Origin of the sequence: Vibrio sp. SCSIO 43009 (assembly GCF_023716525.1) — a bacterium.
GTDB lineage: Bacteria > Pseudomonadota > Gammaproteobacteria > Enterobacterales > Vibrionaceae > Vibrio > Vibrio alginolyticus.
This window is the reverse complement of the sequence record NZ_CP071843.1, coordinates 395,843-421,510: the sequence shown is the minus strand read 5'-3', so window position 1 is coordinate 421,510 and position 25,668 is coordinate 395,843. Positions and strand designations below refer to the sequence as shown.

Below are 25,668 nucleotides of genomic sequence, written 5' to 3'. Positions count from 1 at the left end.
GTCATACCAGTTAAGCCACCATTTATCATGCTAAAAAATTCTCTCAGCAGGTTGGAATCGTATGGGTTTAACGTTACCCTTAGCGCCAAAAAACACTGGTACTCATAATGAACTACGCAATTGAATTTCACGACGCTAAATACCCCTTTCTTGATGTAGCTGCGCGTAAAAAAGCACTGAAGCACAGTCTATTGTCTGTCATCGAAGGGTTAGCCGTCATTAAATTGGGTAAGCAGGAGTATGCCATTGAACCAGGCCAATATTTTTGGATTCCTCAAGGATGTTTGAGCTCCCTCACCTTTTTACCTAATTCTCGTATATATCGTTGTGATTTTTCTGTGCGTTTAAATGACGACTTCTCACAACAGGCGGGCTTTGTGAAGCCTTCACCGCTACTAAAAGCGCTCGTCGAGAAGCTAGCAACAACAGCCGAACGCTCGGATCTGCAAACCGATCTACTGACAGTAGTAAGGCATGAAGTATTGACGCTGTCTCCTAAACTAGCGCACTCAACATTAACAAGAACCATCAATCAGTGGACACCTGGCTGTGACATGAATATTTCTAAAGAGCTTTGCTTGGTACTAACACTACGTGAAGCAAGAAAAATGAAACTGTCGGGGAAGAAGGAAGAGCAGATTGTTGACTCTCTTTTTGCTGGTAACACCGAAGAATATGAACAGCTTTGCTTTTTAGTCTTTGGAGAAGCGCTATAACTTGCTCTTTAACAAGCTACGTTTTCAGCATTACGTAGAGTTACGGATACAGAAAGTAGAGATTCAAGTAAAAACAAAAAGGGCGTACATTGATAATGTACGCCCTTTTTTCATTTGCTTGAGGTGTCTAGAAAGGTACTTCTATCTGCATCATCCAGTCAGCGTCATAATATTCGTGCCAACGATAATCAAACCGCATTCTTGGCTGTCCGTCGGATTTATCACCAAAACCAACGCTGAACATCAACCCGTGACTACGAAGCCACTCTTCTGTATCCATTTTACTCTCTTCGTCTCGGAGCTCTTCCGGCATCCAAAAACCAAGACCAAAGTAATTCTTTTCTAAGTTTTGAGTTAGAAGTGGGGTGTCTTCCGGCTTAATCGCCCACTCCTCCCAATAGTTTTCTGTTGGTCCTTCAAGCTTCGCTTCCGCTGCATACCAAATCAATGCTTCAGTACTTAACACGCCGATGGAATCTAAAATTTCTTCACAGATTGGAAGCGTGTTATCTTCAAACACCACGGAACGATCAGAAAAATAGTTACACGCGGAATGAGCTTGTGTCACCACAAGCAGCGCACATGCACTAAATAAAACGACTCTGACCATGAAAATCTGACCTCTCAGTTCCCAGACAATGTTTCTCTGTATAAGCCTTTACTAAGTAATAAATCACGTACGGAAGGTGTTGTATAGGCGCCGATATCTTCACCCTCGGCCAATGCTTTGCGAATATCTGTGCTTCTGACTTTTACTTTTTCAGGACATGCCATAACAGTCCAACGTTCCGTAATCTCTTCAGCTCTACTAAATTTAGCAAATTTGAAGAAATTATCAGGACCAATGACAAAAGTTATATCGGCAGTTGGGTAGATTTCTTGAATTTTTTCTAACAACGCATAGGTCGTCACACTTTGTCCAGGTTGGTATAAAGCTTGCTCTGCATCAGAACGCTGAACATTAGAAAGCCCCATATCCTTGATGAACACATCAACCATTTTGCACCGAGTTGGGTAATCAAGCATGTTCTTGCCCCAAGCGTGTGCAATGCTTGGCTCAAGTAGCACAAGATCAAAGTGGCTCAAAGACTCAATAACACTTTTATGCCCTAAACTAGGTGGGTTAAATGCACTACCAAAAATGGCGATTTTTTTCATATCCGGTGATTACCTGGTTGAAGAGAGTTTTCTAATCTGATGATTTCGGTATGATACTACTAATCTTTACAGCTTTTGACCCTAAAGTCGCGTTTAATGAGCCTCAACTGTATGGTTTATCACCATTTGAGCAAATGTGCTTTAGAGTCTGAAATATTTGCAGGAAAAGGAACCCTAAATGGAACAATCCATCCGTGACGAAATGCGCGTACTCCCTTCAATTGATCCGCATTTTGAAATTGAACGCCGTGTCGCTTTTATTAAGCGTAAATTGCAAGAAGCGGGCTGTAAGTCTCTTGTTCTTGGCATCAGCGGTGGCGTTGACTCAACGACATGCGGTCGTTTAGCTCAGTTGGCTGTAGACCAACTGAACGAAGAAGCGGGCAACAACAGCTACCAATTTATCGCAGTTCGCCTGCCTTATGGGGAGCAAAAAGATGAAGATGAGGCTCAGCTCGCTCTGTCTTTTATCCAGCCAACCCATTCTGTATCGGTAAACATCAAAGCAGGTGTTGATGGGCTTCATTCGGCTTCTCACGTTGCATTAGAAGGTACAGGTCTTTTACCAACTGATGCAGCAAAAGTCGACTTCGTAAAAGGCAATGTAAAAGCGCGTGCTCGCATGGTTGCTCAATACGAGATCGCGGGCTACGTAGGCGGCCTTGTTCTTGGTACTGATCACTCAGCAGAAAACATCACTGGTTTCTACACTAAATTTGGTGATGGCGCTTGTGACATGGCACCATTGTTCGGATTAAGTAAGCGCCAAGTTCGTGAAGTGGCTGCTACATTGGGTGCACCTGAGCAACTAGTGAAGAAAGTGCCAACAGCAGACTTAGAAGAGCTTGCTCCACAAAAAGCAGATGAAGATGCCCTAAGCCTAACTTACGAGCAAATCGACGACTTCTTAGAGGGCAAACCTGTTCCACAGCAAGTGAGTGACCGTCTGGTAGCGATTTACAAAGCAACGCAGCACAAACGCCAGCCAATCCCGACGATTTACGACTAAGCGATATTTTCAGCTCTCTTTAAAACTCAAAACGCTGCTAAAAATAGCAGCGTTTTTTTGTCTAGGAGCAGTTTTTGTCGAAGGACAAAGACGTTCTCGCCTAGTTGGTTACTGTTACGTCCGTCTCTGGCACAGCACAACACGCCAATACGGTTCCCATTGCACGTTCCTCATCAGTCAACGCGGGCACGTCCGGATGATGTACTTGCCCCGACGTAAGCTGAACTTTACACGCGCCGCATAAGCCAGCACGACAGCTATTGCTGATGACCTTCCCAGCATCTTCGAGCTGATCTAACAACGTTTTTTGGTTGTTGCCTACGACTTTCGTTCCATTAAAGTCAATAGCGAGACTTTTCTCTGGCTTTGACGTAAGAGAAGAAACTCCAAACGCTTCTTGATGGTAGTTTTCCTCTGGCAGCCCTTTTCTTAGTAGAAGACTTTTTGCTTTATCCATAAAGCCATCCGGGCCACACACAAACACCTGCCGTTGTTCAACATCTTTGATTTGCTTAATGTGTGACAAACTTAAACGCCCTTTCAAACCAAACCAATCAACAGCAGGTTGCGTTAAACAGACTTTTACTTCTAGCCCTGGGTGCTCACGCTTTAACTGCTCCAACTCTGAGCGACAAGGAATATCATTTTCGGTCCGACATTGATGGTAGAAAACCACGTTCTCCAACTGATTATGATCCGCTAAGTAACGCACCATTGATAACATTGGTGTTACTCCGCTACCCGCAGAGAGTAACAGCAGAGGCTGCGCTTCATGCGTTTTAAGGTGGAACTGACCGTCAGGTTGTTCTGCCTCTAAAACATCACCGACTTGTAAGTTGTCTAAGAGTGAGTTAGAGACTCTTCCGCCCGCGATACGCTTTACAGAAATAGCATAACGACCCGGACGAGAAGGACTGGATGATAAGGTATAGCGTCGACCCACTTTCTTACTATCAATATTCACCTCTATTGGCAGGTGTTGTCCTGGCAAGTAATTAGGCAACGAACCTTTGTTTGGCTCTAACCATAAGGTCACAAAGTCTTGGGCAATTTCTTCACGCTCAACACATGTAAGCTTCATGCGCACTGGCGAGTTATCTGCGTAAAACTCCGGCTCTTTGTACTCCAATACTTCAACTTTATCGCCTTGACGAATAATGCCTTCATTTCGCGCGACAAGATTCTGGCCAAAGAACACACCACCGACATCGTTTGCACGGAACTGTTGCAAGGTTTTGAGCGGCTCTTTGCTCTCACGGAATGTGCCTCTTTGGGTATTCACCGTAGTCAGGATACAGCGCTCGCAAGGTTTGAGAGACTCAAACTCTACCTCACCGATTCGTATGCGCTTCCATGAATCTTCTTCAAATGGCTTAGTATCAGAGACAACTAAGTTAGTACGAAACTGATCCATTGAGTGCAGCTCTGAACTTCTTCGATTCAGCTCATCAAGTGAAGCTTGGCTGATCACTAAAACCGGATAACCATCAGCAAAACTGACGTTTTGACCTAGCTTTTCACGGACACGATTCGATTGCTCACCACTAAATAACAACTCAACGCGCTGCCCCAAAACACGACTAAACCAGTCATCTGCATCATCTGTCGTGGTATAGGCAGTAAATGTATCTTTCCAAACCGTTGCAGGTGTCTCCTGCATTTTGAAATCTTGGTAACGGATTTTAAGTGGCTCCATACCCAAACTACTAAACACCACTCCATCGGACAATAAGGCAGACTTAATGGTTACCATTTGCGGATACTTTCGCGCAGTGATCATCGAGCCATCAGCTTTCGCAATCATAAAGCGACGATCGAAGCTCAATCCTTGCTTCTCAACCCATACGGACGACAGCGATAATCCGCCAACTGACTTAACCGGAAAAACATTAATTTGGGATAAAACGGGTTGCGACATTGCCTTCTTCCTACGGGTGTTTTTTATTTGTTGCGGTATTGTATACTCAAATCACATTAAGTTGCAGAGTCTACTGCCTCTTCATCCATCGCAACTTTCTCGAAACCATATTCTTATAAATTTGGTTTTAGTGACAAGTATTTACTACACTCAACATTCGCGTTTTTTAACACCGTTCTGACCAAATACCGTTTGATAAAGTGTGATACGACACACATAATTCACCCAAGTTATCACTACTCCCATTTATCGATTTGGAGCTTAATTATGGATACAAGAAAACTGGTTCTGATTTTGTTATGTATCTTTCTTCCGCCTGTCGCGGTGTTTATGGAGAAAGGTCTAAATAAAGACTTTTTGATTAATCTAATATTGACGTGTTTCTTCTTTCTACCAGGTACGATCCACGCGCTTTGGTTAACAATGAAGTAACCACTTACACTCTCACTCTTTATAAAATTGAAAAATGGGATGAAATATGAGGGCAATTCCTCTATCATCCTGTCGCCTAAGCGCAAGCGTTTGCTCAAAAGCAAATACGGCGCTTAGGCTCCAATCAGACAACTTTTCAATGGTGGGAGCAATTAATGACAACACTGACTATCACTCGTCCTGACGACTGGCACGTTCACTTACGCGATGGGGAAGTTCTTAAAGACACCGTTCGCGACATCAGCCGCTACAATGGCCGTGCGCTGATTATGCCAAATACCGTCCCACCTGTTACTACAACTGAGCTCGCCCTAGCCTACCGTGACCGAATTCTCAAAGAGCAACATGGCGAGCAGTTTGAGCCTTTAATGGCGCTTTACCTTACAGATAACACGACACCAGACGAAGTACGTAAGGCTAAAGCCACCGGAAACATTGTTGCTGCCAAGCTTTATCCTGCAGGCGCTACCACAAACTCAGATTCCGGTGTGACCAATGCGAAAAACATTTATCACGTTTTAGAAGCAATGGAAGAAGTAGGAATGTTACTTTTGGTTCATGGGGAGGTAACACATCACGATATTGATATATTCGACCGAGAAAAAGAATTCCTTGATACCGTCCTCGCTCCTATCGTCAATGACTTCCCTAATCTTAAAATCGTTCTAGAACATATCACCACCGCCGACGCAGCAAACTTCGTTAGCAACGCCTCAGACAACGTAGCGGCTACCATCACTGCCCACCACCTTCTTTTCAACCGTAACCACATGCTTGTGGGTGGTATTAAACCTCATTTCTACTGTTTGCCAATTCTTAAGCGCGGAACCCACCAGCAAGCGCTGATCGAAGCAGCAACTAGTGGTAGCAAGAAGTTTTTCCTAGGTACAGACTCAGCGCCACATGCGAAAGGGGCAAAAGAATCGGCTTGCGGTTGTGCTGGTTCTTACACTGCACACGCAGCGCTAGAGCTTTATGCAGAAGTCTTCGAAAAAGAAGGCAAGTTGGAAAACTTGGAAGCTTTCGCAAGCTTCAACGGTCCTGATTTTTACGGCATTGCACGTAACACAGATACGGTAACGTTAGAAAAATCCGCTTGGGATGTGCCAGAAACGATGCCATTTGGCAATGATATCGTTGTGCCTATTCGAGCAAATGAACAGATCGAGTGGAAAGTGAAGTAAGTACTTTACTGACGTTTCACCTATAAAACAGGGTCATGCTTTTTGTAAAAAGAAGTCATGACCCTTGTTACTATCGTCTCATGTTTTAGATGTGATTATTGACCACGAAGCTTTTCAACCATCGTCCATACCGCAACCACAACTAACCCTGCCACAAAGCCGATAATACCGTTCAATAAAATAGGCAAAATGGCTGTAGCAACCGAATGGCCACTAAAGTTCATAATAATCGGCTCTACAAAGTGATGAATGGCTGGCACGTTGTGCACCACAATTCCTCCACCCACCAAAAACATCGCAGCAGTTCCTACAATGGTTAACAACTTCATCAACTTTGGTGCAAAAGCGACCAAGGCCCCTCCGACTTTCGCCACCCAACCTTTACCGTTTGAGCGACTTTCAAGGTAAAGGCCTAAATCATCTAGCTTCACAATCCCAGCGACTAGTCCATAAACCCCAACCGTCATAATCACTGCAATTAAACTGACAACTAAAATTTGCGTAACAAGACTGGCTCCTGTCACGGTACCTAACGCAATCACGATGATTTCTGCTGAAAGGATAAAGTCTGTTCGAATTGCACCAGAAACTTTACGCCTTTCATACTCTTCTATCGACTCGCCAGTATTAACTAGCTCCTCTTTTTCTTCGTGCGGATGCGAGTGAGGAAAGACTTTCTCAAGTACTTTCTCTGCCCCTTCAAAGCAGAGAAATAAGCCGCCAATTAGCAATAATGGCATGATAAGCCATGGAATAATCGCGCTAATAAGTAAAGCTGAAGGAACTAAAATCAATTTATTTTTGAATGAGCCTTTTGCAACCGCCCAAACTACTGGAATCTCTCGCTCAGATGCAACACCAGACACTTGTTGAGCGTTTAACGCTAGATCATCTCCCAACACACCTGCGGTTTTCTTTGCCGCCATTTTTGACATTAAGGCGACATCATCAAGCACCGTGGCAATATCGTCCAACAGTGTGAGTAAACTTGCTCCAGCCATTTTTGGTCTCTTATATGAAATTGAGTAAGTAACAAAATGTAACACCAATGAATCACTCATCAAAGTGATGATTTTGCAAAGAATACCACCCCAAATGGTGTTTTATATTGCCGTAACGATAAGACGGGTCTAGTCTTGTGATACCTTTCAGCAGTCAAAAGAAAAAGTATAGATGAAAAGTGGATACATTTACCCGATCGGTACTCCTGGCCAACCTTGGACCGAAGAAGAACGTAAAGCTTGGTTAGCAACGCAAGAAGTAAAACGTAGCTACCAAGATGAAGTCGTCAGTAAAATCGATGCCCTACGCGGGCATTTTGATGTTGAACAATATGGTGCGCTCTCATACAACGAGGCACGCTTCCCTCTGTTTTGTATCAAAACACGCAATTGGGATTCAACTAAACCTGTTGTGTTGGTCACAGGCGGCGTGCACGGTTACGAAACCAGCGGTGTACATGGCGCATTAAAGTTTGTAGAAACGGAAGCAGAGCGCTATGCAGAGCATTTCAATATTGTCGTTGCCCCCTGCGTAAGCCCTTGGGGTTACGAGGTGATCAACCGCTGGAATCCAAACGCGATTGATCCAAACCGCTCTTTCTATAAGGATAGTCCTGCCGAAGAATCCGCTAACCTCATAAAGCTAGTTGCAACTTTAGGCGATGTGTTAATGCACATTGATCTACATGAAACGACAGATTCTGACGAAACTGAGTTCCGTCCAGCCTTAGCTGCTCGTGATGGTATTGAGTACATTGAAGGTATGATCCCAGATGGCTTTTACACGGTGGGAGATAGTGAAAACCCTCAGCCTGACTTCCAAAAAGCGGTCATTGAGTCAGTTGCAAAAGTGACTCACATTGCACCAGCAGATGAAAACGGCGAAATCATCGGTTCACCCGTCGTACAGTTTGGCGTTATCAACTACCCAATGGTAAAACTGGGCCTGTGTGGCGGCGTAACAAATTGCGTTTACGGCACGACAACGGAAGTGTACCCAGACAGCCCAACGGTGACCGACGAAGAATGCAACGATGCGCAAGTTGCAGCCGTAGTTGGTGGTTTGAATTACGTACTAAGTAAGCTCGAATAACACAGGTTAACAATAAAGCAACTGACGATGTCTTTGAATTGTGAATCAGCTTTACTTTGCTCCAAAAGCAAGTTGAGACATTAATCCGCTAGTTTATTAGAAATTACCGCATTAACATCGCTAACACTGAAGATGCGAAGCATCACGACTTTATGACGCTATTTTAATGCGGTATCTAATAAATCCTAAAATACAAACGACATCTAGACATCATCGTCACTACTAACTCCTCTTCCTGAACAAACTATCGTCATACCATTTAAATCAAACCTCAACCAACGAGCTTCTGAAGCGAAAAACATCCTTAAACAATAAGAAAGCTTAATGCTCTTTGGCTTTATTTTTTAATCACTTACCCAAAAGCACATGCATTAGCCATTGCCTTGTTTTTTATACGCGATTGATCTTTTTAGAGAAACATATATGAACCTCATTGCTTAACCGAAAAAACAAAGATATAATGAAAATAATTATCATTTGTATTTTAATTTTAAATCGAGAACCTCTTTCTCTTTGCATTGAAAGCGGCACTTTTCTTTTGCTAGTTAATCCAGTTTTAAAGCTAAATCAGCACGTTGAATTTTTAGGTATGGCCTAGTGATACTTTGAGGGCTGGATTGTGACCTTAATGTTTATAAAAAATAACTTGGTTATGTTTTGTTGGAATTTAGAACCTATATGCGAATAGATATTCATTATTCGTATTCCATCCCCAAGTCATAAGTTAAGAGAAACTCACTTTATTTTGGGGCAGATTCTGTATGAGTATTCACGTAGTAAGCCTGTTTTTTATACTGTGCTTAACTTCAATTTTCGTCGGCGCAAACCAACTAGATTGGTCGTTATTGCTGACCATGGATGACAAAGCTTGGCTACCGATTACTGCTAGCAGATTACCAAGGCTAATCGCACTAATTCTTACCGGATCTGGTCTCGCAATATGTGGTGTTATTCTTCAACATATTGTTAGAAATCGTTTTGTTGAGCCGGGCACCACAGGCGGTATCGATGCGGCAAAGCTCGGTATTTTGGTATCTATCGTCATGCTTCCATCCTCAGACAAGCTTGAACGTATGCTCTTCGCCGTACTATTTTGCTTCGCCGCTGGCCTTATCTACATTGCCATCGTACGAAAAATTAAATTCAGTAACTCTGCGTTAATACCTGTGATTGGGCTTATGTTTGGTAGTGTACTAAGTGCTATAGCGGAGTTTTATGCTTATCAAAACAACATCTTACAGAGTATGTCCGGTTGGTTAATGGGAGATTTCTCCAAAGTGGTCCAAGAACACTATGAAATAATTTTCTTGATTTTACCCATCACCCTACTGACTTACTTATATGCACATAAGTTTACTGTGATGGGAATGGGCGAAGATGTTGCGTCCAACTTAGGAATTAATATTGCGTTCACTGCCGCCTTGGGTCTAATGCTAGTTTCCGTGACAGTTGCTATAACAGTGGTGACCGTAGGTGCCATTCATTTTATCGGTTTAGTCATACCTAACCTAGTCGCACTAAAATATGGCGATCACCTTAAAAACACCCTACCAATCGTTGCACTAGGCGGCGCTTCGTTACTTATTTTTTGCGATGTCATAGGCAGAGTTGTTGCCTTTCCTTTTGAAGTCCCAATTGGATTAACAGCCAGTGCTATCGGGGGAGTCATGTTTCTTGTGTTTCTTTTGAAAGGAGCACGAGTATGAGATCACATTACTCAAACATGCGAGTGAGCATTATACTCGTTTGCATACTGTCTATCGCCTTTATCTTTACAAGCTCTGGGTGGGATTTTGATTACGTCATCCCTAAGAGGCTGATTAAACTTGGTGCCATAGTTATTGGGGGCAGCTGCGTGGCCATCTCTGCTGTTATTTTCCAAGCTTTAGCTGGTAATCGTATTCTTACGCCATCCATTATGGGATATGAGTCGGTTTATCTGGTTTGGCAAACCCTACTCTTATTACTAGGGGGCACTTCTGGCATTGCTACATTAGGTGTTGTCGGTAATTTCGCTGTCTCTGCAATACTCATTCTGTTGTATTCCTTAGCGATTCAATCTTGGGTACTCAATAGATTTAAACATGACATGCACCAAGTTCTGCTGATTGGCTTTGTTTTGACAATGGTGCTGACAACTCTTGCTCAATTTATCCAGCTCAGAATAAGCCCTGGAGAATTCTCTATCCTTCAAGGGCTCAGCTATACCTCGTTTGAGCGAGCGAAACCTTCTACGTTACTTTTTTCCAGTATTGCGTTAAGCGTTTTGGCACTCTTTGCTAACAGATGGTCACGCGAGCTAGATGTGATAGGTTTAGGTCGAGACCAAGCGATGTCATTAGGACTAAATGATAAGCAATATGTACCAAAGTTCTTTGCTGTAATCGCCATTTTAGTAGCAATTTCGACGAGCTTGATTGGCCCAACGGCTTTTATGGGAATTTTTATTGCCAATATTGCTTATTCCGTTACTAGCGCACCGAACTACAGACACATATTGCTCGTTGCTTGTGCTATTGCAATTGTCATGTTCTTGTCTGGTCAACTTCTGGTAGAGCACTTATTTAACTTTAAAACCACCGTCTCTATTTTGGTGAATGTCCTTTGTGGGGGATATTTCCTAGCCATCACGATAAGAACAAGAAGCCAAATATGAAAACTGTTACTCGCCTGTTTAAAGACAACTCACTGACAAAAAGGAAATACCCCATGTTTAAGAGCCCCCTACGTTTGAGTATCGCGCTTGCTTGCTGCGCTCTAGGAACCTTATCAGGTTGCGAGCCGGAAATAACTAAAATTGAAGATACTCAGCCATTAGAAAAGCTCATCGTGATTGAACACAATCTCGGAGCAACTACTATTTCTCATCGCCCTCAACGAGTGGCAGCATTAGATATGAACGAAGTGGACTTTTTAGATCAGCTAAATGTTCCAATCTCAGGAATGGTGAAAGACTTTGTTCCTCACTTTCTAGCGAAATACAAAGACACACCTGAGATAGCGGATCTTGGTGCGATAGTTCAGCCTAATATGGAAAAGATCTATGCCCTAAAACCAGATCTCGTATTGATGACTCCGCTACATGCTAATCAGTATGAAGAACTCTCTCAACTCGCTCCGACTTTACATTTTGACATCAACTACCGTAATAGTCGTGACCATCACGTCGATACCATTAAGAAACACCTTGTAGAGCTTGGTGAGATCTTTGAAAAGCAGGAGCTAGCCCAACAGAAAGTTGCCGAAATCGATGCAAAAGTCGCAGAAGTGCGCGCTGTTACGAAAGAGCGTTCTGAAAAAGCTTTGGTTGTCATGCATAACAATGGTGCTTTCAGCTCATTTGGCGTTGAGTCTCGTTATGGCTTCGTTTTCGATGTTCTGGGGGTAAAACCAGCGAGTGAAAAAGTGGAGACAGGTTTGCATGGTCAGCCAATTTCTAGCGAGTTCATTAGCCAAGCTGATCCAGACATTCTTTACATCATTGATCGAACAGCAGTAATGGAAGGAAAGCCTGTCATTGATGCGGAACACTTAGCAAACCCACTACTCCGTCAAACCAAAGCATGGAAAAACGACAACGTCGTTTTTGTTGATGCCGATGCTTGGTACATCACTTCAGCAAGCATCACATCTCTGAAAATCATAATTGAAGACATCCTAAAAGGTTACCAAAGCTAAATCTAATAACAATGAGTTGGATCTTAAGTAATTCAACACTCAATCGACGTCAGAACGGATGTGAGCTAGCCCAAACAAAGAAAAGGAATCTATAATGACTCATGACTATCATCAGATAGCGATGGACTCTTCACAGAAAAACAAACCAAGCCCATGTCATATCGCCCTCTTTATTTCACTTCAATTTAGTACTTTTGTCGTACCAATTAGTATCGCTCAAGCTGAAGAAGTCGTAGATGAATCAATGACAGTTTATGGTGAAGCAAACAGAGTTTATGCCGCTGGCAAAGTTTCTCACGCGAGTAATATAGGAATGCTTGGCGACAAAAACTTCATGGAAACGCCTTTCAATACGATTGGATACACAGAAAAACACATTCAAGACCAACAAGCACGCGATATCTCAGATGTAATCTCAGCTTCTGATCCCTCTGTTTTCACCAGCGGTGAAACCGGCTTAAACAAAGAAAGTTTCAAAATAAGAGGTTTCAACTCAGACATTAGCGACGTTATGCTTAATGGATTGTATGGTATCGCTCCTTATTACCGAACCTCTCCTGAAATGTATCAACGTATTGATGTACTTAAAGGTCCTGCTTCTTTGCTCAACGGTATGCCACCGAATGGATCTGTTGGTGGCACCATCAACTTAGTGACAAAAAGAGCACAAGAAACACCAATCACATCTTTCACCGGCAGCTACTTATCGGACACTCAATTCGGAGGACATATCGATATTGGACGTCGCTTTGGTACAAATGAAGAATTTGGTATTCGTTTCAACGGTGCATTTAAAGATGGAGACACCGCGATAAACAACCAAAGCAACAAAACTCAACTTGCATCATTAAGCCTTGATTGGCGTAATGACATTGCTTTCCTTGAAGCAGATTTTTACTACAGTACAGAGCGAGTTGAAGGTGCAAACCGTGGGTTAAGCATCGCTTCTGGTCTCAAAATCCCATCACCTCCTCCATCTGACACATTATTGACGCCAAGTTGGGCCTACAATGATAGCGAAGATAAAGGGATGATGATTCGCGGGGAGCTAAGCGTTAGTGACTCTGTAACTGTATACAGCGCATTGGGTGGTAGCCGTACAGATTTTCATTCAAATATACCGCAACGAATCAAAATCATCGATAACGAGGGTAACCTAGAGGTATCTCTCGGATCAGTTAAGCTTGAGAACAAACGGACTTCAGGTGAGATAGGTGTTCGTAGCAACTTTGACACTGGCCCAGTAGAACACCACCTTGTACTGAATAGTATTTACTTTAGAGAAGATAAAAATGATTCTCCAACAGGTAATAATAATCCAGCCCCTTGGAACTCGAATATTTATGATCCTGTTTGGGGACCAGAAAATTCAGTTTACGACAACTACTATGGTTTACCTATCGATTCAACTCAGGTCAGCTATGGCATTGCCGATACGTTATCTTTTGTTGATGGGAAATACCAAATCACGCTCGGCTTGCGTTACCAGAGCATTGATTATGAATCTGGAATAATAATGAACGGAATGTCGCTTCCTACCACCAAGTTTAAGGAAAGTACTTACACTCCCGCACTTGCAGCATTATACAAAGTTTCGAGCTCAGTTTCGCTTTATGGTAACTACACCGAAGGCTTAACGAATGGGAAAACAGCAGGCTCTAGCGCTGCAAACGCAGGAGAGGCTTTTGAACCCCAAAAAACCAAACAGACTGAAGCAGGCGTGAAGCTTGACCTGGACGGCTTTGCTCATACGTTCAGTTTATTTGAGATTAAAAAGCCAAATGGGTACCAAGATCCGGATACCAACATTTTTTCTTTCGGTGGTGAACAGCGCAATCGCGGTATTGAATGGGGGTTCTACGGCACACTATCAAAGGACTATACACTCATCGGTGGTATCGCCTATACAGATGCAGAGATTACAAAAGCAACAGATGTGACAGAGGAGGGGAAACAAGCAACTAAGCTACCCGATTTACAAGCTAAACTCGCATTAGAATGGAACCTCCCTGCGATGCGTGATCTCACGCTTATCGGCCAAGCGAACTATATGTCTGAACAATACATTGATGCACAAAACACTCAGGCATTACCTGCACAGACTATTCTTGATCTTGGCGCACGCTACAACTCAAAAATTGCTGAAACAAGCGTGGTTTGGCGCCTTAGCGTAAACAATGTACTGGATGAAGATTACTGGACAACCACCCACTATGCGGACCTAGCTCTTGGCGCACCACGTACAGTGATGCTGTCAGCTACTGCGGATTTCTAATCCCTCCACCTCCCCTTTAGCCTGCCTTCTAAGGGGGACTTACTCCCATTTGGCTGTTCATGAAAATTCACAACAAATCAAAGGAAGTACTCATCTTCAACATTCAAGCAGACAAAGAGCTCGCAACACCTACGGCCAAAGTTAATTCAAAACATAATCCATCAACGTCCACTTCCATAGGCTTTATATGAAAAACGATAAGAGCTCAATATGCTCTACCACGTTCTCCTTATTTTCGCTTGATAGGCTAGATAAGGTGACAATATGATAAGTAAAATCAGCCAACATTACGTTACGCCTAGCTTAATGCCAGCCTTAAAGCCATCGATTAAGAAGCTTGCTTTGGGAACGTTTTGTGAAGCACTTGCCGCTGTGGCAAAAGTTGGTGCACTGCTATGCTTGATAAACCTTATCGATAAATTTGCAAACCAATGGATTTACGGTGCCATAGGACTTTGGGCGGCTAGCGCACTTGCCTCATCAGTGGGCTCGTGGTTAGTTCATGATGCCGAGTCGCAGTTTTCCACTCGATTACGTCGCCAAGTTGCTCAGCACTTGACGCGCTTGCCAAGCAAGACCATCTCTCAATATGGTGATAATCAACTGCGTCGCATAGTTTCCGAAGACATCAGCACGCTTCACCACATGGTTGCGCATTTGCCTTCAGAACTCGTGACATTCATTGTCGTACCCGCAACTTCTATTTTTATCATGTTGAATCTCACAGGTCCGGTAGCGATGCTTACTCTGCTCCCTGGTCTAATTGCATCATTGTACTACCTACTCTTTTTACCTAGGTTCGCCGCTAAACATGGCAAAGAGCGCATGACAATAATGGGTGATATCGTTACCGCAGTAAACGACTACACAAGAGGTATCCGAGTAAATCGAATTTACGGCACGCAAGCAGGAGCACTCGACAGCTATAATGATGCCACAAGACGCTTTACTCACGGCATAGTGAAATGGGTTGGTAGCGTTGCCCTTCCAGCAGCAATTGCTACCGCATTACTTCAAGCGGTTTCGACTTTCGCAATGGCCTATACCATTGGCTATGAATTAAGTCCCGTGGCAATGGCGTCGCTATTCTTTTTTGGTTTGGCCGTCGTATCACCCGCACTGAAGCTTGGCCATGGATTGGACTACGTTAACGCAGGAAAGAATGCTGCAAAGAACATCAGCGACTTTTTACAGCAACCACAAATAGAAAGTGGCAGTTTGAGCGCGGGAGAAAAACCGCTATCACTACAAGCATCAAATATCGTAGTGGCTAATGGAACTGTTAATATTATTGATAACTTCTCCCACTACTTCCCACGGGGTTCATTTACAGCCATCATGGGGCCTAGCGGAGCAGGCAAAAGTACGTTACTACGTCTATTAGCAGGTCAAGAAACACCTCTTTCAGGCTTCGTTACCTTAGGAGGCAATCAACTGTCTAAACTCTCTGAGATATCCCGATACTCCGCCATACGCTATGTACCCCAAGATATCGGTGTACTCAAAACTACCATTAGGCAGAATTTGAAACTATCAACGCCAAGTTCAAGTGACGACGAGCTGAACCAAGCTTTGCAACAAGCTCAATTAAAGATTGACCTCAATTCTGATGCAAGCGTGCTTTCAGGAGGCGAGCAACAACGTGTCGCAATAGCTAACACATTTCTAACTCAAGCCAACGTTCTATTACTGGATGAACCAACCAGTGCTCTCGATAAAAATACGGCCTTCACTGTGATCAGAAATCTCGCGAAGTTTGCGAAAACACAAGACAAGATATTGATCATAATTACTCACGACTCAGAACTCGCGAAACTTGCAGACACTACATTGATGCTCAACAGAAAGGCTCAACGACAGGATGAAGAAGTATGACGGCTCACAATACCCTCTATTCCAATTCGACAATTCCACAAAGTGCAAAGCACCGTCTATATCGAGTCGCTATAGGTTGGGGACTAGTTGCATTATTTGAGGCAACGGCTTACACATTTCTTGCAATATCTATTGTCGAACAAGCTTCACCATTGAACGTCATAATAGCTGCTGTTCTAACTGTGATAGTTACCGTTATTGTAACTCGTTCTGGATTTCTCTCTGGTGCGAAACTGGCTGGGGATCTTTATTCATCAGTAGGTCATTCGCTCAGTAAAGCAAAGTTAGCTTGGTTTAATGATCAGCATAGAACTCAGCTCACTCAACTAGCAGAACGAGGAATACCTGGCTTTATGGCCATTCCTGCTCATCAGCTACAAACATTTTTACACTCTCCAATGTTACCCATATTTTTAATTATCGGTATTGGGGTCGTTGGAGGAGGTGAAATTGCACTACTCAGTGCCGTATTGTTACTAGTTGCACTGCTCGTTCAGTACAAGGCGCAAAGATACCTAAGTCGCTCAGATAGCGACCGACATGACGCAGAGCTTCAAGCGACTAAATCAACACTTGAGCTCATAGATCACCTTGAGTTACTTCGCTCAACAGCGGGGCCTGAGCGCTCAATCGAGCGTATTGAACAGAGTTGGCACGCACAAGAAGAAGCTCATTCAACTATTAATCGTAACGCTTCTATCGCAACCTTAGTATCAGGATTGGCAACGATTTTACCCCTTGCAGGTATCGCCATCTATCTCGTCCTAGAGCCGATTACTCAACCCTTATTAGTCTTGGCTTTATTGATATTGATTACCCGTGCAGCTGCACCTTTGGGTGAACTCGCGTTGGCAGGCTTTGCGATTAACGACGTAAAATCCTCAATTAAAAATTACGCTCAGTTAACGAATGTCCCTGTTCTGCCTGAGCCTAATCCTCAATTTGCAACCTCCCCCAAAAACCATAAGTTCGAACTGAACCTTGTGGGCCATTTAGATCTCTTTGAAGATGCTAGCACGGAGATCAAACAAGGTGATACCGTCGTCATCAATGGAGTCAGTGGCAGTGGCAAAAGCACTTTACTGGGCCTGTTTCTAAGGTTTGATGATCCTGACCAAGGTCTTATTTCGCTCGGAGGGATAGATCTAAAGAGTATCCCTTATGACGTGCTCACCCAGCATATAGCCTATGTTGCTCAAGAACCGGTCATTTTTACTGGCACATTGGCGGATAACATTCGGTTAGGTAATCCCAATGCAAGTGATTATGAAGTTGAGAGCTTTGCAAGACACGCACAATTGGACAAACTTATTGACTCATCTCCTAAAGGAATACATCAAACAGTAGGACAAAGAGGCTCAGGGTTGTCAGGAGGTGAAAGACAGAGAGTCGCAATTGCGCGAGCTCTCATTAAAAAGGCGCCAATCCTCATTTTCGACGAAGCGACGGCAGCATTAGACGAAGCAACCGAAAAAAGTATTGCTCAACATATTCAAACATTGAACTCGACCGTGATTATTGTGACGCATCGCGATCAGAATATATGGTCACCCACATTGGAACTCACGATTGAGGGTAGAAGAGTTATAGTTGCACAGTACAACTCTACTTCCTTGAAAAGTAGGGACAAATTGGCGGCTGAAGAAACTAATAACAATCAATACTTAAATCTAAGCGGTGTCAATTGAGTTTTTTGTCACTTTAGCACATTGTATCATCTAAAGAATCTTACAGGCATGTTGTAAAGCAATAATAATAAAGCGAATTCTCAAGGTTATAATTCTGACTCAATCTGACACAAGATAGACGTAAGTCTTTCCAATACCATCAGCTTTTCGAGTCGGTCATCATACAGCGCATTGTCAATTTTTTTAAAATAGACTCTACACTTTTACAACAATCGATTCTTGTATTGCTCCGGTGTCATGCCGGAGTATTTCTTGAACATCGCGATAAAAGGGCTAGCTTGGTTATAACCTAACGTCAGAGCGACTTCTTTTACGGTCTGCCCTTTACGCAGCAACTCCATAGAATGTAAATATCGCACACGTAAGCGCCACTCAGTAAAACTCATGCCCAACTCACTCTGGCAATGCCTCGCTAACGTGCGTTCAGTGGTGTGCACTTTCTCTGCCCATTCCGCCAAACTGATCTCATCCGTCGGCGATTCTTCTACTGCTTTTAAAATCGGTTCAAGATACTTATTGTCGGTAGTCGGTAAAAAGTGATGTTCGACTTCTTGCTTTGCAAGCTGGTCCAATAACACTTGTACCAAGCGCTTGTCTTCATCAGTTTGCGCCACGTTAATGTCTCGCTGACGAAAGTCCTCAATAATAGATGACACGATTGGAGTCACTTTGATCAAGCTCGTTTTAGTTGGAAAATGCGCCGTCAATTCAGGGGCAATGTTCAAAGAACAATATTCGATTGGCTTACGGTTGTAGCTAGTGTGACGAACTCCGGCGGGAACCCAAATAGCAAGATGTGGAGGTGCTAGAAATCTTGTGTCTTCTGCATCCATCTCCAGAATCCCACCGCTGATCAGTTGCACTTGCCCCCAAGGGTGGCTATGAATTCGTGTTTCTGTATTAGAGAGAAACGCTTCGAAATTCATAAATACATCTGATGGCGCACGATCGATTGATAAGGAGGGGTGAAGATTTCTGGCGCTCTTTTTCAAAATTGTCTTCCTATCGCTTACGATGTCTTTTAAGAGATACTTTTTATTATAAAGACCTGCCAGACTAGCTCCATCAATAATTGTGCTATAGGGTTCTCATGATTTATTTACTTCCGTTTTTCACCGTTATGATTTGGGGTGGTAACTCAATTGTGAACAAGATGGCTGCGAGCGCCATTGAACCAAGTGCGATGAGTTTCTACCGTTGGTTTGTCGCAATGGTACTCCTAACGCCATTTTGCCTGCCTGCAATCATCAAACAACGACACATTATTCGACCTTACTTAGCTAAGTTGGCGTTTCTTGCGTTACTTGGTATGGTTCTCAACCAGTCACTTGGATACTATGCCGGTTTAACAACAACGGCCTCTAATATGGCCCTGATCACCTCTTTAGTTCCTTTGATCAGTGTGTTTTTAAGTGTCCCATTGCTCGGTAAATCTATATCAATGTTAAGTATCGTCGGTGGTGTCATTTCGCTCGGCGGCTTGGCATTTATGCTTGGTCACGGTGATATCACTTACTTTTTACATCAAGACTTAACGCAAGGTGACAGCTTAATGCTCGTTGCTGCCATGGTATACGCGGCTTATTGTGTTCTGCTAAAACGCTGGAAAATGCCATTCAGTAGTCTGACTCTGGTTTACATGCAGGGCGTCTTTTCTGTTTTGATGCTCACACCACTTTGGCTCTCTAGTGAGCAACTGTTACCAAGCCAAGACGCGCTACCATTAATCGCTTATGCTGGTATTGCTGCTTCCATTTTCGCGCCGCTGATGTGGGTCAAAGCGATTGATTCAATTGGTGCTGATTCAAGTGCTATGTTCATGAACCTAATGCCTGTGGTTTCCGTCATACTTGCTTCAACACTAATTGGTGAGAAAATTTACGCTTACCATATTATTGGTGGGTTGTTAGTCATCTCTGGCGTTATCCTGTCGCAAATAAAAGTAAGACAGAGAAAACTATTGTCCAATTCTGAGATTGCCTCTACCGCCAATTAACATCTACACCTCAAGCCACAGAACTACGCTGTGGCTTGTCACTTCCAGCGTTCGAATAAAAGTTAATATTTTGTTTCATTCGCTATTCCCGAAAATTCATCTTGCTGCTAAATTGGGAAAACAATAACCCATCAAGGAAAGACAGATGAGCAGTGGTCAAAGAGACATTACCCTTCGCTTTTTAGCAGAACCCAGCGACGTAAATTTTGGCGGAAAAGTGCACGGCGGCGCCGTAATGAAATGGATCGACTTGGCAGCGTACGCCTGTTCTGCAGCGTGGAGTGGTAAATATTGCATTACCGCATATGCTGGCGGCATTCGGTTTGTTGCTCCGATTCATGTCGGCAACTTAGTCGAAGTTAGCGCGAAAGTCATTTATACCGGACGAAGCTCAATGCACATTGCGATTGACGTGCAAGCTAGTGATCCAAAGCAAATGAAAAACAGACTCACCACTCACTGTATCGTTATCATGGTTGCTGTAGATGAAAACGGAAAACCAACCGATGTACCGAAATGGATTCCAGAGTCAGATGAAGACAAAGCCTTAGAGCAATCCGCGATCCGTCTTATGAACATGCGTAAAGAGATTGGGGAAGAAATGGAAGCACACGTTAAATATCTCAAGTAACTGGCATCCGTTAAGAACGCTATTAAGTACCTCAACGTTACCTAGACCCAGAGTGTGGAGCAACATCATGGTTTTGCCATTTGTTTCACGCTCGCCCTTCTCTGTCATAAATCCTTCACCTAGCTTTGCTTAAATCCATTCATTATTTTAGAGTTGGATAGAGTTTGGATCTTGAGACTAAAAGAAACGACCTTAAGTGAAGAGACGTTGACCAATTTAAAAGCGGTCGAGTACCAGTGGGTGAGAACCATGTACGTCGAGGGGTATAACGAAACAGAAATTAATCATTACATTCAAACTTGCTTTGGCGGTGACGTTACCTTTGCTAATCTATTTCGTCGCGTCGCACTGCAGCAAGAAAGTTTGTACACGCTGCTTCAATACGTTGGATGCGCACCTTCCAGCCGAGAGTTTTAATCTCTTCCTTCCCTACCTCAATTTAGCTTTTTACTAAGCTCTAGTTATTTATGTGAAGTGCTACGCAGGGCATTATTCAAGCCCTGTGTAATCCATTGCAAAGCCGCTAATCTCTATCTACTTATTGCAAAATTGCCTTTAACAGGCATAAAAAAACCTGAGTCTAAACTCAGGTTATGGTTACAAAAACTGTTAGTGATTGAATCGTAAGGAACTAAGCTAACAGCCAGCTATGCGTAACGCCAATAAAAGCCAAGATATTACTGATCGGCGGCCAAACCAAAATTGTAATATCCGTGCTAAGTATAAGGGCGACCATGTGGTCGCCCTTTTCTAGTTATTCTTATCAATCTCAGACCACAAGAGATTATCCTTTCACACCACCAGCGGTTAGACCACCAACCAACCAGCGCTGCGCAAGTAAGAATACGGCAGTGATTGGCACTGCTGAAAGTACAGCAGCTGCGGCAAAGTCACCCCACAAGTAGTTTTGTGGATATAGGTATTGCTGCATACCCACTGCAAGTGTGTACGAGTCTACATCAGAAAGCAGTAGTGACGCTACAGGAACTTCACCAATTACCATGATGAACGACAAGATGAAGACTACCGCTAGGATTGGCACAGACAGTGGCAGCAATACCAAACGGAATGCTTGCCATGGTGTAGCACCATCAAGAGCCGCCGCTTCTTCTAGAGACGAGTCAATACTTTCGAAGTAGCCTTTAATGGTCCAAACGTGCAGTGCGATACCACCTAAGTAAGCGAAGATCAGACCGCCATGCGTGTTCAGACCAAGGAAAGGAATGTACTGACCCAGTTTGTCGAACAACGCGTACAGAGCAACCAGTGCCAACACCGCAGGGAACATCTGGAAGATCATCATCGCTTTAAGAATGGTGTTCTTACCTTTGAACTTCATACGAGCAAACGCGTAAGCCGATGTGGTTGATAACGCCACGATTAGGATTGCAGAAATACCACCCACTTTTACCGAGTTCCACAACCATGTCATTACTGGGAATGGTGGCGGTGTAACTGTACCGTCTGGATTAGTCACCGAGAAACCTAATGCCAATTTCCAGTGATCAAGTGTTGGGTTGTCTGGGATCAGGCTACCCGTTGCAAAGTTACCTTCACGGAATGAAATCGCGATGATCATCAGTAAAGGGAAAATAATCAGTGCCAAGAATGCCCACATTGCAATATGAGTAGCCCAAACACGATACTTTAATGACTTACCTTGTACCATTGCCATTGTAATTTCTCCTTAGTCCTGAGCTACTTTAGTTACGCGTAGGTTGATAAGTGCCAATGCGCCAACCAATAGGAAGATAAGCGTTGCTACTGCACTTGCTAGACCGAAGTCTTGACCACCAGCACCTTCGAATGCGATTCGGTAGGTGTAACTTACTAGCAGGTCGGTGTAACCCGCAGGCTCTGATGTACCAATCATGTTTGGACCACCGCCAGTCAACAACTGGATAAGTACGAAGTTGTTGAAGTTAAATGCAAAACTCGCAATCAACAATGGTGTTAACGGCTTCAACATCATTGGTAGTGTGATACGTGTGAAGTTCGTGACAAAGTTCGCACCATCAATTGCTGATGCTTCATATAAATCGTCTGGAATCGCTTTTAGTAAGCCCATACACAAAATCATCATGTAAGGGAAACCAAGCCAAGTGTTAACAATTAAGATCATGGTTTTCGCCATGAACGGATCAGAGAACCAAGCCGGGCTAATGCCGAATAAGCCTTCCAACAACATGTTGATCTCACCAAAGCTTTGGTTAAACAAACCTTTAAAGATCAAGATAGAAATAAACGCCGGAACTGCATAAGGCAGGATTAGCAACAAACGGTAAACTGAGCGACCTTTAAGTGCTTCCCACTGAACCACACTGGCAAGGACAAGACCAATAACAAGCGTAAATAATACGGTTAGCGCAGAGAAAACAATGGTCCAGATAAAGATACTGATAAACGGCTCTTTGATACCATCATCTTTCCAAACACGCTCAAAGTTGTGGGTACCAATGTTCACCACGAAACCTGGTGACACTGTGCTACCAACAAATTGACCGTTTTCATCGACAGGCTGGTAGTAACCTACTTCCATATTTGGACGTAGCGTTTCTTCAGTCCGGTTGTTGTAAAGCGTTTCACCATCTTCTTGTAATGTGTACAAAGGTACAACTGCAGCAAATTTGCGCAGCCCACTCATGCGGATATCATCACCACTTGGCAAATGTAAATCGACACTGCTCAACGCACTGCGGTTCTTAACAATCGCCTTGATTGATTCTTTTTCACCCGTTACTTCTTCAATTGGTGAAAGATCAAACTCCGATGCTGAAAGGTTATCAAGCTGAAAAGTCGGGCTTGCAAGTAGCTCACCATCTTTTTCAACCACAAGTTGATGGCCTTGCTCCGTTTTATACAAAGTGAACGGGTAGCTATCACCACTTTGGTAAGTTCGGTCCAAAAGTACGTTCTGAGCGCGATCAAAAGAGAGTTGGTTTTTCGCGCTATAGTTGGTAAACGCCAAACCTATGGTGTACGCCAAAGGAAAAAGAATGAAAAGGATCATCCCTGCTATACCAGGGTAGATGTAACGGTGTGCGTACGTCTTTTTACTACCAAAGATGAACAACGCTAAAGCGGTAAGAATGAGCGTAAGTAGTGCAAACGCAATCTCACCGCGAGAATACATAAGGATTGTTGCGTAGCCATTGATGATGCCGACTGTGCCTAAAAGTGACCATTTCATGAACACTTTTTTGCTGCTCGGAAGGCTGGCTTCTGGTGCTGTCATAGCATTTGTACCTTGAACTGACTGCATAGGGAACCTGCTAGCGAATATAGAATAAATATAGAAAAGTAAGGAGGAGTTGCCTCCTCCTTAAAAAGGTCTTACTTAATTATTTAGTCATTTGTTTTTCTGCATCTGCAAGAGCTGCATCGACAGTTTGACGACCGTCAACTACGTTGATGATTGCGTTCTTAGCCGCACCCCAGAATGCGTTCATTTGAGGGATATTTGGCATGATTTCGCCGTTCATCGCGTTATCCATAGTCGCAGCGATACGAGTATCTGAATCTAGTTCACGTTGGAACGAGTTAAGCGCTACCGCACCTAGAGGCTTATCGTTGTTAACCATACGTAGGCCATCGTTTGTTAGTAGGTAGTTCTCAATGAACTCAACCGCTAGGTCTTTGTTTGGAGACGCAGTGCTGATACCAGCTGTTAGAACACCAACGAATGGCTTAGAAGATTGACCTTGGAACTTAGGTAGCGTAGTCACGCCGTAGTTAACGCCTGACTTCTCAATGTTGCCCCAAGACCATGGACCGTTGATCGTCATCGCTGTTTTGCCTTGGTTGAACGCAGACTCAGACACTGAGTAATCCATATCCGCAGAGATTACGCCTTTATCAACTAAGCCTTTTACGAAGCTCATTGCGTCTTTAACGCCTTCTTTCGCGATACCAGCGTCTTTAACATCGTAACCTTCAGAAGTGTATTTGAACGCGTAGCCGCCATCAGCCGCCATTAGTGGCCAAGTGAAGTACGGTTCTTTTAGGTTCCACATGATTGCAGACTTGCCGTCTTTTTTAAGTTTTGCATCTAATGCTGCAACCTCTTCCCAAGACTTTGGTGGGTTTGGAACTAGGTCTTTGTTGTAGATTAGAGATAGAGACTCAACCGCAACTGGATAGCCGATCAATTTGCCGTCGTAACGTACTGCATCCCAAGCGAAATCAACGATACCTTCTTGAATATTCTTAGAAGGTTTAATTTCTGCTAGCAGGCCAGCTTCTGCGTAACCACCGAAACGGTCGTGAGCCCAGAATACGATATCAGGACCGTCGCCAGTCGCTGCAGTTTGAGGGAATTTGTCTTGAAGGCCATCTGGATGAGCCACAGTCACTTTAATGCCTGTGTCTTCTTCAAATTTCTTACCAACTTCAGCAAGGCCGTTGTAGCCTTTATCACCGTTGATCCAGATAGTAAGTTGTCCTTCTTCGATGGCAGCATTAGCACCAAAAGAACCCAAAGCAACAAGAGTACCTAGTGCTACAGCGCTTAACTTTTTCATGTTCGTATCCTTTTTATATTTTTGATGTAGGGCTAGTCCATTGAGGTTCAGCCGTATTTCGACATATATCATCTGAAATAATCCAATATGTCTCATCCTCCTAATCCCTACGCCCTTACAATTATGACGTATTTTCGTGATCTAAATCGCCAAGGGTAAGAGACTCAAATCACAAAATGGATAGTTCCTGTGATCGGTTTCAACTTTAGGTGGTGCAATAATGTGATTTCCGACCAACTGCTTTCTTCCTCCTCCTTTTTTACTCCTCCCTTTCTACTCCCCCTACAATTATTTCTATTAGGAGGATGTCGCACTACGCACAATCTTAGAAACTGCAGTCATCCAAGAGTGGATGGTAAGAACCCTTTCCCAGCAGTGCCTACGTATTAGGAAAAAGATTTGCTGGTTTTGCATTGCCAGACGAGTGGAATGTCATTATTAGTGTTGTTTGTGGTAATTATTTCACGGGGGAGACAATACGAATAATGTGGGGG

Annotated in this window: 22 protein-coding genes; 14 read left to right on the top strand and 8 right to left on the bottom strand. The window is 43.5% G+C overall.

From position 1 onward, the window contains the following. Positions 1–107 precede the first annotated feature (107 nt). Positions 108–716, top strand: coding sequence for a cupin domain-containing protein (locus J4N43_RS17550; protein ID WP_053350089.1), 609 nt, complete (start codon positions 108–110; stop codon positions 714–716). Positions 717–843: 127 nt separating this feature from the next. Here J4N43_RS17550 and J4N43_RS17545 read toward each other — a convergent pair whose 3' ends face one another. Together J4N43_RS17545 and J4N43_RS17540 are read right to left on the bottom strand one after the other, a co-directional pair. Beyond that, positions 844–1,326 (bottom strand): hypothetical protein, encoded by a 483-nt coding sequence (locus J4N43_RS17545; protein WP_017635276.1) that lies wholly within the window; start codon positions 1,324–1,326, stop codon positions 844–846. 14 nt (positions 1,327–1,340) lie between these two features. Then, the gene (locus tag J4N43_RS17540) at positions 1,341–1,874 is read right to left on the bottom strand and encodes a nicotinate-nicotinamide nucleotide adenylyltransferase (protein ID WP_053307875.1); all 534 of its coding nucleotides are present in this window, start codon (positions 1,872–1,874) and stop codon (positions 1,341–1,343) included. Positions 1,875–2,052: 178 nt separating this feature from the next. Here J4N43_RS17540 and nadE point away from each other — a divergent pair, with 178 nt between their 5' ends. Continuing rightward, on the top strand, positions 2,053–2,883 hold the full coding sequence (gene nadE / locus J4N43_RS17535) for an NAD(+) synthase (protein WP_053350088.1): 831 nt from the start codon (positions 2,053–2,055) through the stop codon (positions 2,881–2,883). 100 nt (positions 2,884–2,983) lie between these two features. Here the strand turns inward: nadE and J4N43_RS17530 are convergent, their stop codons facing one another. After that, positions 2,984–4,801: a hybrid-cluster NAD(P)-dependent oxidoreductase gene (locus J4N43_RS17530; protein ID WP_062730919.1), complete on the bottom strand. Its 1,818-nt coding sequence runs from the start codon at positions 4,799–4,801 to the stop codon at positions 2,984–2,986. A 267-nt stretch (positions 4,802–5,068) separates the two neighbouring features. Between J4N43_RS17530 and J4N43_RS17525 the strand changes: the two genes are divergently transcribed. Both J4N43_RS17525 and pyrC read left to right on the top strand, forming a co-directional pair. Further along, on the top strand, positions 5,069–5,233 hold the full coding sequence (locus J4N43_RS17525) for a YqaE/Pmp3 family membrane protein (protein WP_005375297.1): 165 nt from the start codon (positions 5,069–5,071) through the stop codon (positions 5,231–5,233). Between the two features lie 155 nt (positions 5,234–5,388). Beyond that, on the top strand, positions 5,389–6,417 hold the full coding sequence (gene pyrC, locus J4N43_RS17520) for a dihydroorotase (RefSeq protein WP_053350086.1): 1,029 nt from the start codon (positions 5,389–5,391) through the stop codon (positions 6,415–6,417). Positions 6,418–6,512: 95 nt separating this feature from the next. Here the strand turns inward: pyrC and J4N43_RS17515 are convergent, their stop codons facing one another. Continuing rightward, on the bottom strand, positions 6,513–7,418 hold the full coding sequence (locus J4N43_RS17515; protein WP_062730918.1) for a DUF808 domain-containing protein: 906 nt from the start codon (positions 7,416–7,418) through the stop codon (positions 6,513–6,515). A gap of 172 nt (positions 7,419–7,590) precedes the next feature. Here J4N43_RS17515 and J4N43_RS17510 point away from each other — a divergent pair, with 172 nt between their 5' ends. The 7 genes from J4N43_RS17510 (at position 7,591) to J4N43_RS17480 (ending at position 18,027) form a co-directional block, all read left to right on the top strand. Then, a complete protein-coding gene (locus J4N43_RS17510; protein ID WP_054578652.1) occupies positions 7,591–8,511 on the top strand; it encodes a M14 family metallopeptidase in 921 nt (306 codons plus the stop codon). A gap of 761 nt (positions 8,512–9,272) precedes the next feature. After that, positions 9,273–10,217, top strand: coding sequence for an ABC transporter permease (locus J4N43_RS17505; protein WP_033906772.1), 945 nt, complete (start codon positions 9,273–9,275; stop codon positions 10,215–10,217). Further along, positions 10,214–11,167, top strand: coding sequence for an iron chelate uptake ABC transporter family permease subunit (locus J4N43_RS17500; protein ID WP_053307879.1), 954 nt, complete (start codon positions 10,214–10,216; stop codon positions 11,165–11,167). Before J4N43_RS17505 ends, J4N43_RS17500 begins: the two co-directional genes overlap by 4 nt. Before the next feature lie 53 nt (positions 11,168–11,220). Beyond that, positions 11,221–12,189 (top strand): siderophore ABC transporter substrate-binding protein, encoded by a 969-nt coding sequence (locus J4N43_RS17495; protein ID WP_054701806.1) that lies wholly within the window; start codon positions 11,221–11,223, stop codon positions 12,187–12,189. Positions 12,190–12,283: 94 nt separating this feature from the next. Beyond that, positions 12,284–14,464 (top strand): TonB-dependent receptor, encoded by a 2,181-nt coding sequence (locus J4N43_RS17490; RefSeq protein ID WP_062730917.1) that lies wholly within the window; start codon positions 12,284–12,286, stop codon positions 14,462–14,464. Between the two features lie 264 nt (positions 14,465–14,728). Beyond that, complete coding sequence (locus tag J4N43_RS17485) at positions 14,729–16,339, top strand: ATP-binding cassette domain-containing protein (protein ID WP_005375287.1); 1,611 nt, start codon at positions 14,729–14,731, stop codon at positions 16,337–16,339. Next, positions 16,336–18,027, top strand: coding sequence for an ATP-binding cassette domain-containing protein (locus tag J4N43_RS17480; RefSeq protein WP_053350081.1), 1,692 nt, complete (start codon positions 16,336–16,338; stop codon positions 18,025–18,027). The genes J4N43_RS17485 and J4N43_RS17480 overlap by 4 nt, the downstream gene beginning before the upstream one ends. Positions 18,028–18,230: 203 nt before the next feature. On the opposite strand, the gene J4N43_RS17475 is transcribed toward J4N43_RS17480, so the two are convergent. After that, positions 18,231–19,019: an AraC family transcriptional regulator gene (locus J4N43_RS17475; RefSeq protein WP_053350080.1), complete on the bottom strand. Its 789-nt coding sequence runs from the start codon at positions 19,017–19,019 to the stop codon at positions 18,231–18,233. A gap of 98 nt (positions 19,020–19,117) precedes the next feature. Here J4N43_RS17475 and J4N43_RS17470 point away from each other — a divergent pair, with 98 nt between their 5' ends. The 3 genes from J4N43_RS17470 to J4N43_RS17460 all read left to right on the top strand — a co-directional run bounded on the left by J4N43_RS17470 (position 19,118) and on the right by J4N43_RS17460 (position 21,071). Continuing rightward, positions 19,118–20,023 carry a DMT family transporter gene (locus J4N43_RS17470; RefSeq protein ID WP_053350079.1) on the top strand — a complete coding sequence of 302 codons (906 nt, stop codon included), beginning with the start codon at positions 19,118–19,120 and terminating at the stop codon, positions 20,021–20,023. Between the two features lie 145 nt (positions 20,024–20,168). Further along, on the top strand, positions 20,169–20,654 hold the full coding sequence (locus tag J4N43_RS17465; protein ID WP_005375279.1) for an acyl-CoA thioesterase: 486 nt from the start codon (positions 20,169–20,171) through the stop codon (positions 20,652–20,654). 171 nt (positions 20,655–20,825) lie between these two features. Then, the gene (locus J4N43_RS17460) at positions 20,826–21,071 is read left to right on the top strand and encodes a hypothetical protein (RefSeq protein ID WP_005375277.1); all 246 of its coding nucleotides are present in this window, start codon (positions 20,826–20,828) and stop codon (positions 21,069–21,071) included. Positions 21,072–21,438: 367 nt separating this feature from the next. Here J4N43_RS17460 and malG read toward each other — a convergent pair whose 3' ends face one another. The 3 genes from malG to malE form a co-directional block, all read right to left on the bottom strand. Then, entirely contained in the window at positions 21,439–22,329 is an 891-nt protein-coding gene (gene malG, locus J4N43_RS17455) for a maltose ABC transporter permease MalG (protein WP_005375275.1), read from the bottom strand. A 12-nt stretch (positions 22,330–22,341) separates the two neighbouring features. Beyond that, on the bottom strand, positions 22,342–23,916 hold the full coding sequence (malF, locus tag J4N43_RS17450; RefSeq protein ID WP_005375273.1) for a maltose ABC transporter permease MalF: 1,575 nt from the start codon (positions 23,914–23,916) through the stop codon (positions 22,342–22,344). Positions 23,917–23,995: 79 nt separating this feature from the next. Beyond that, entirely contained in the window at positions 23,996–25,174 is a 1,179-nt protein-coding gene (gene malE / locus J4N43_RS17445; RefSeq protein ID WP_005375272.1) for a maltose/maltodextrin ABC transporter substrate-binding protein MalE, read from the bottom strand. Positions 25,175–25,668 lie beyond the last annotated feature (494 nt).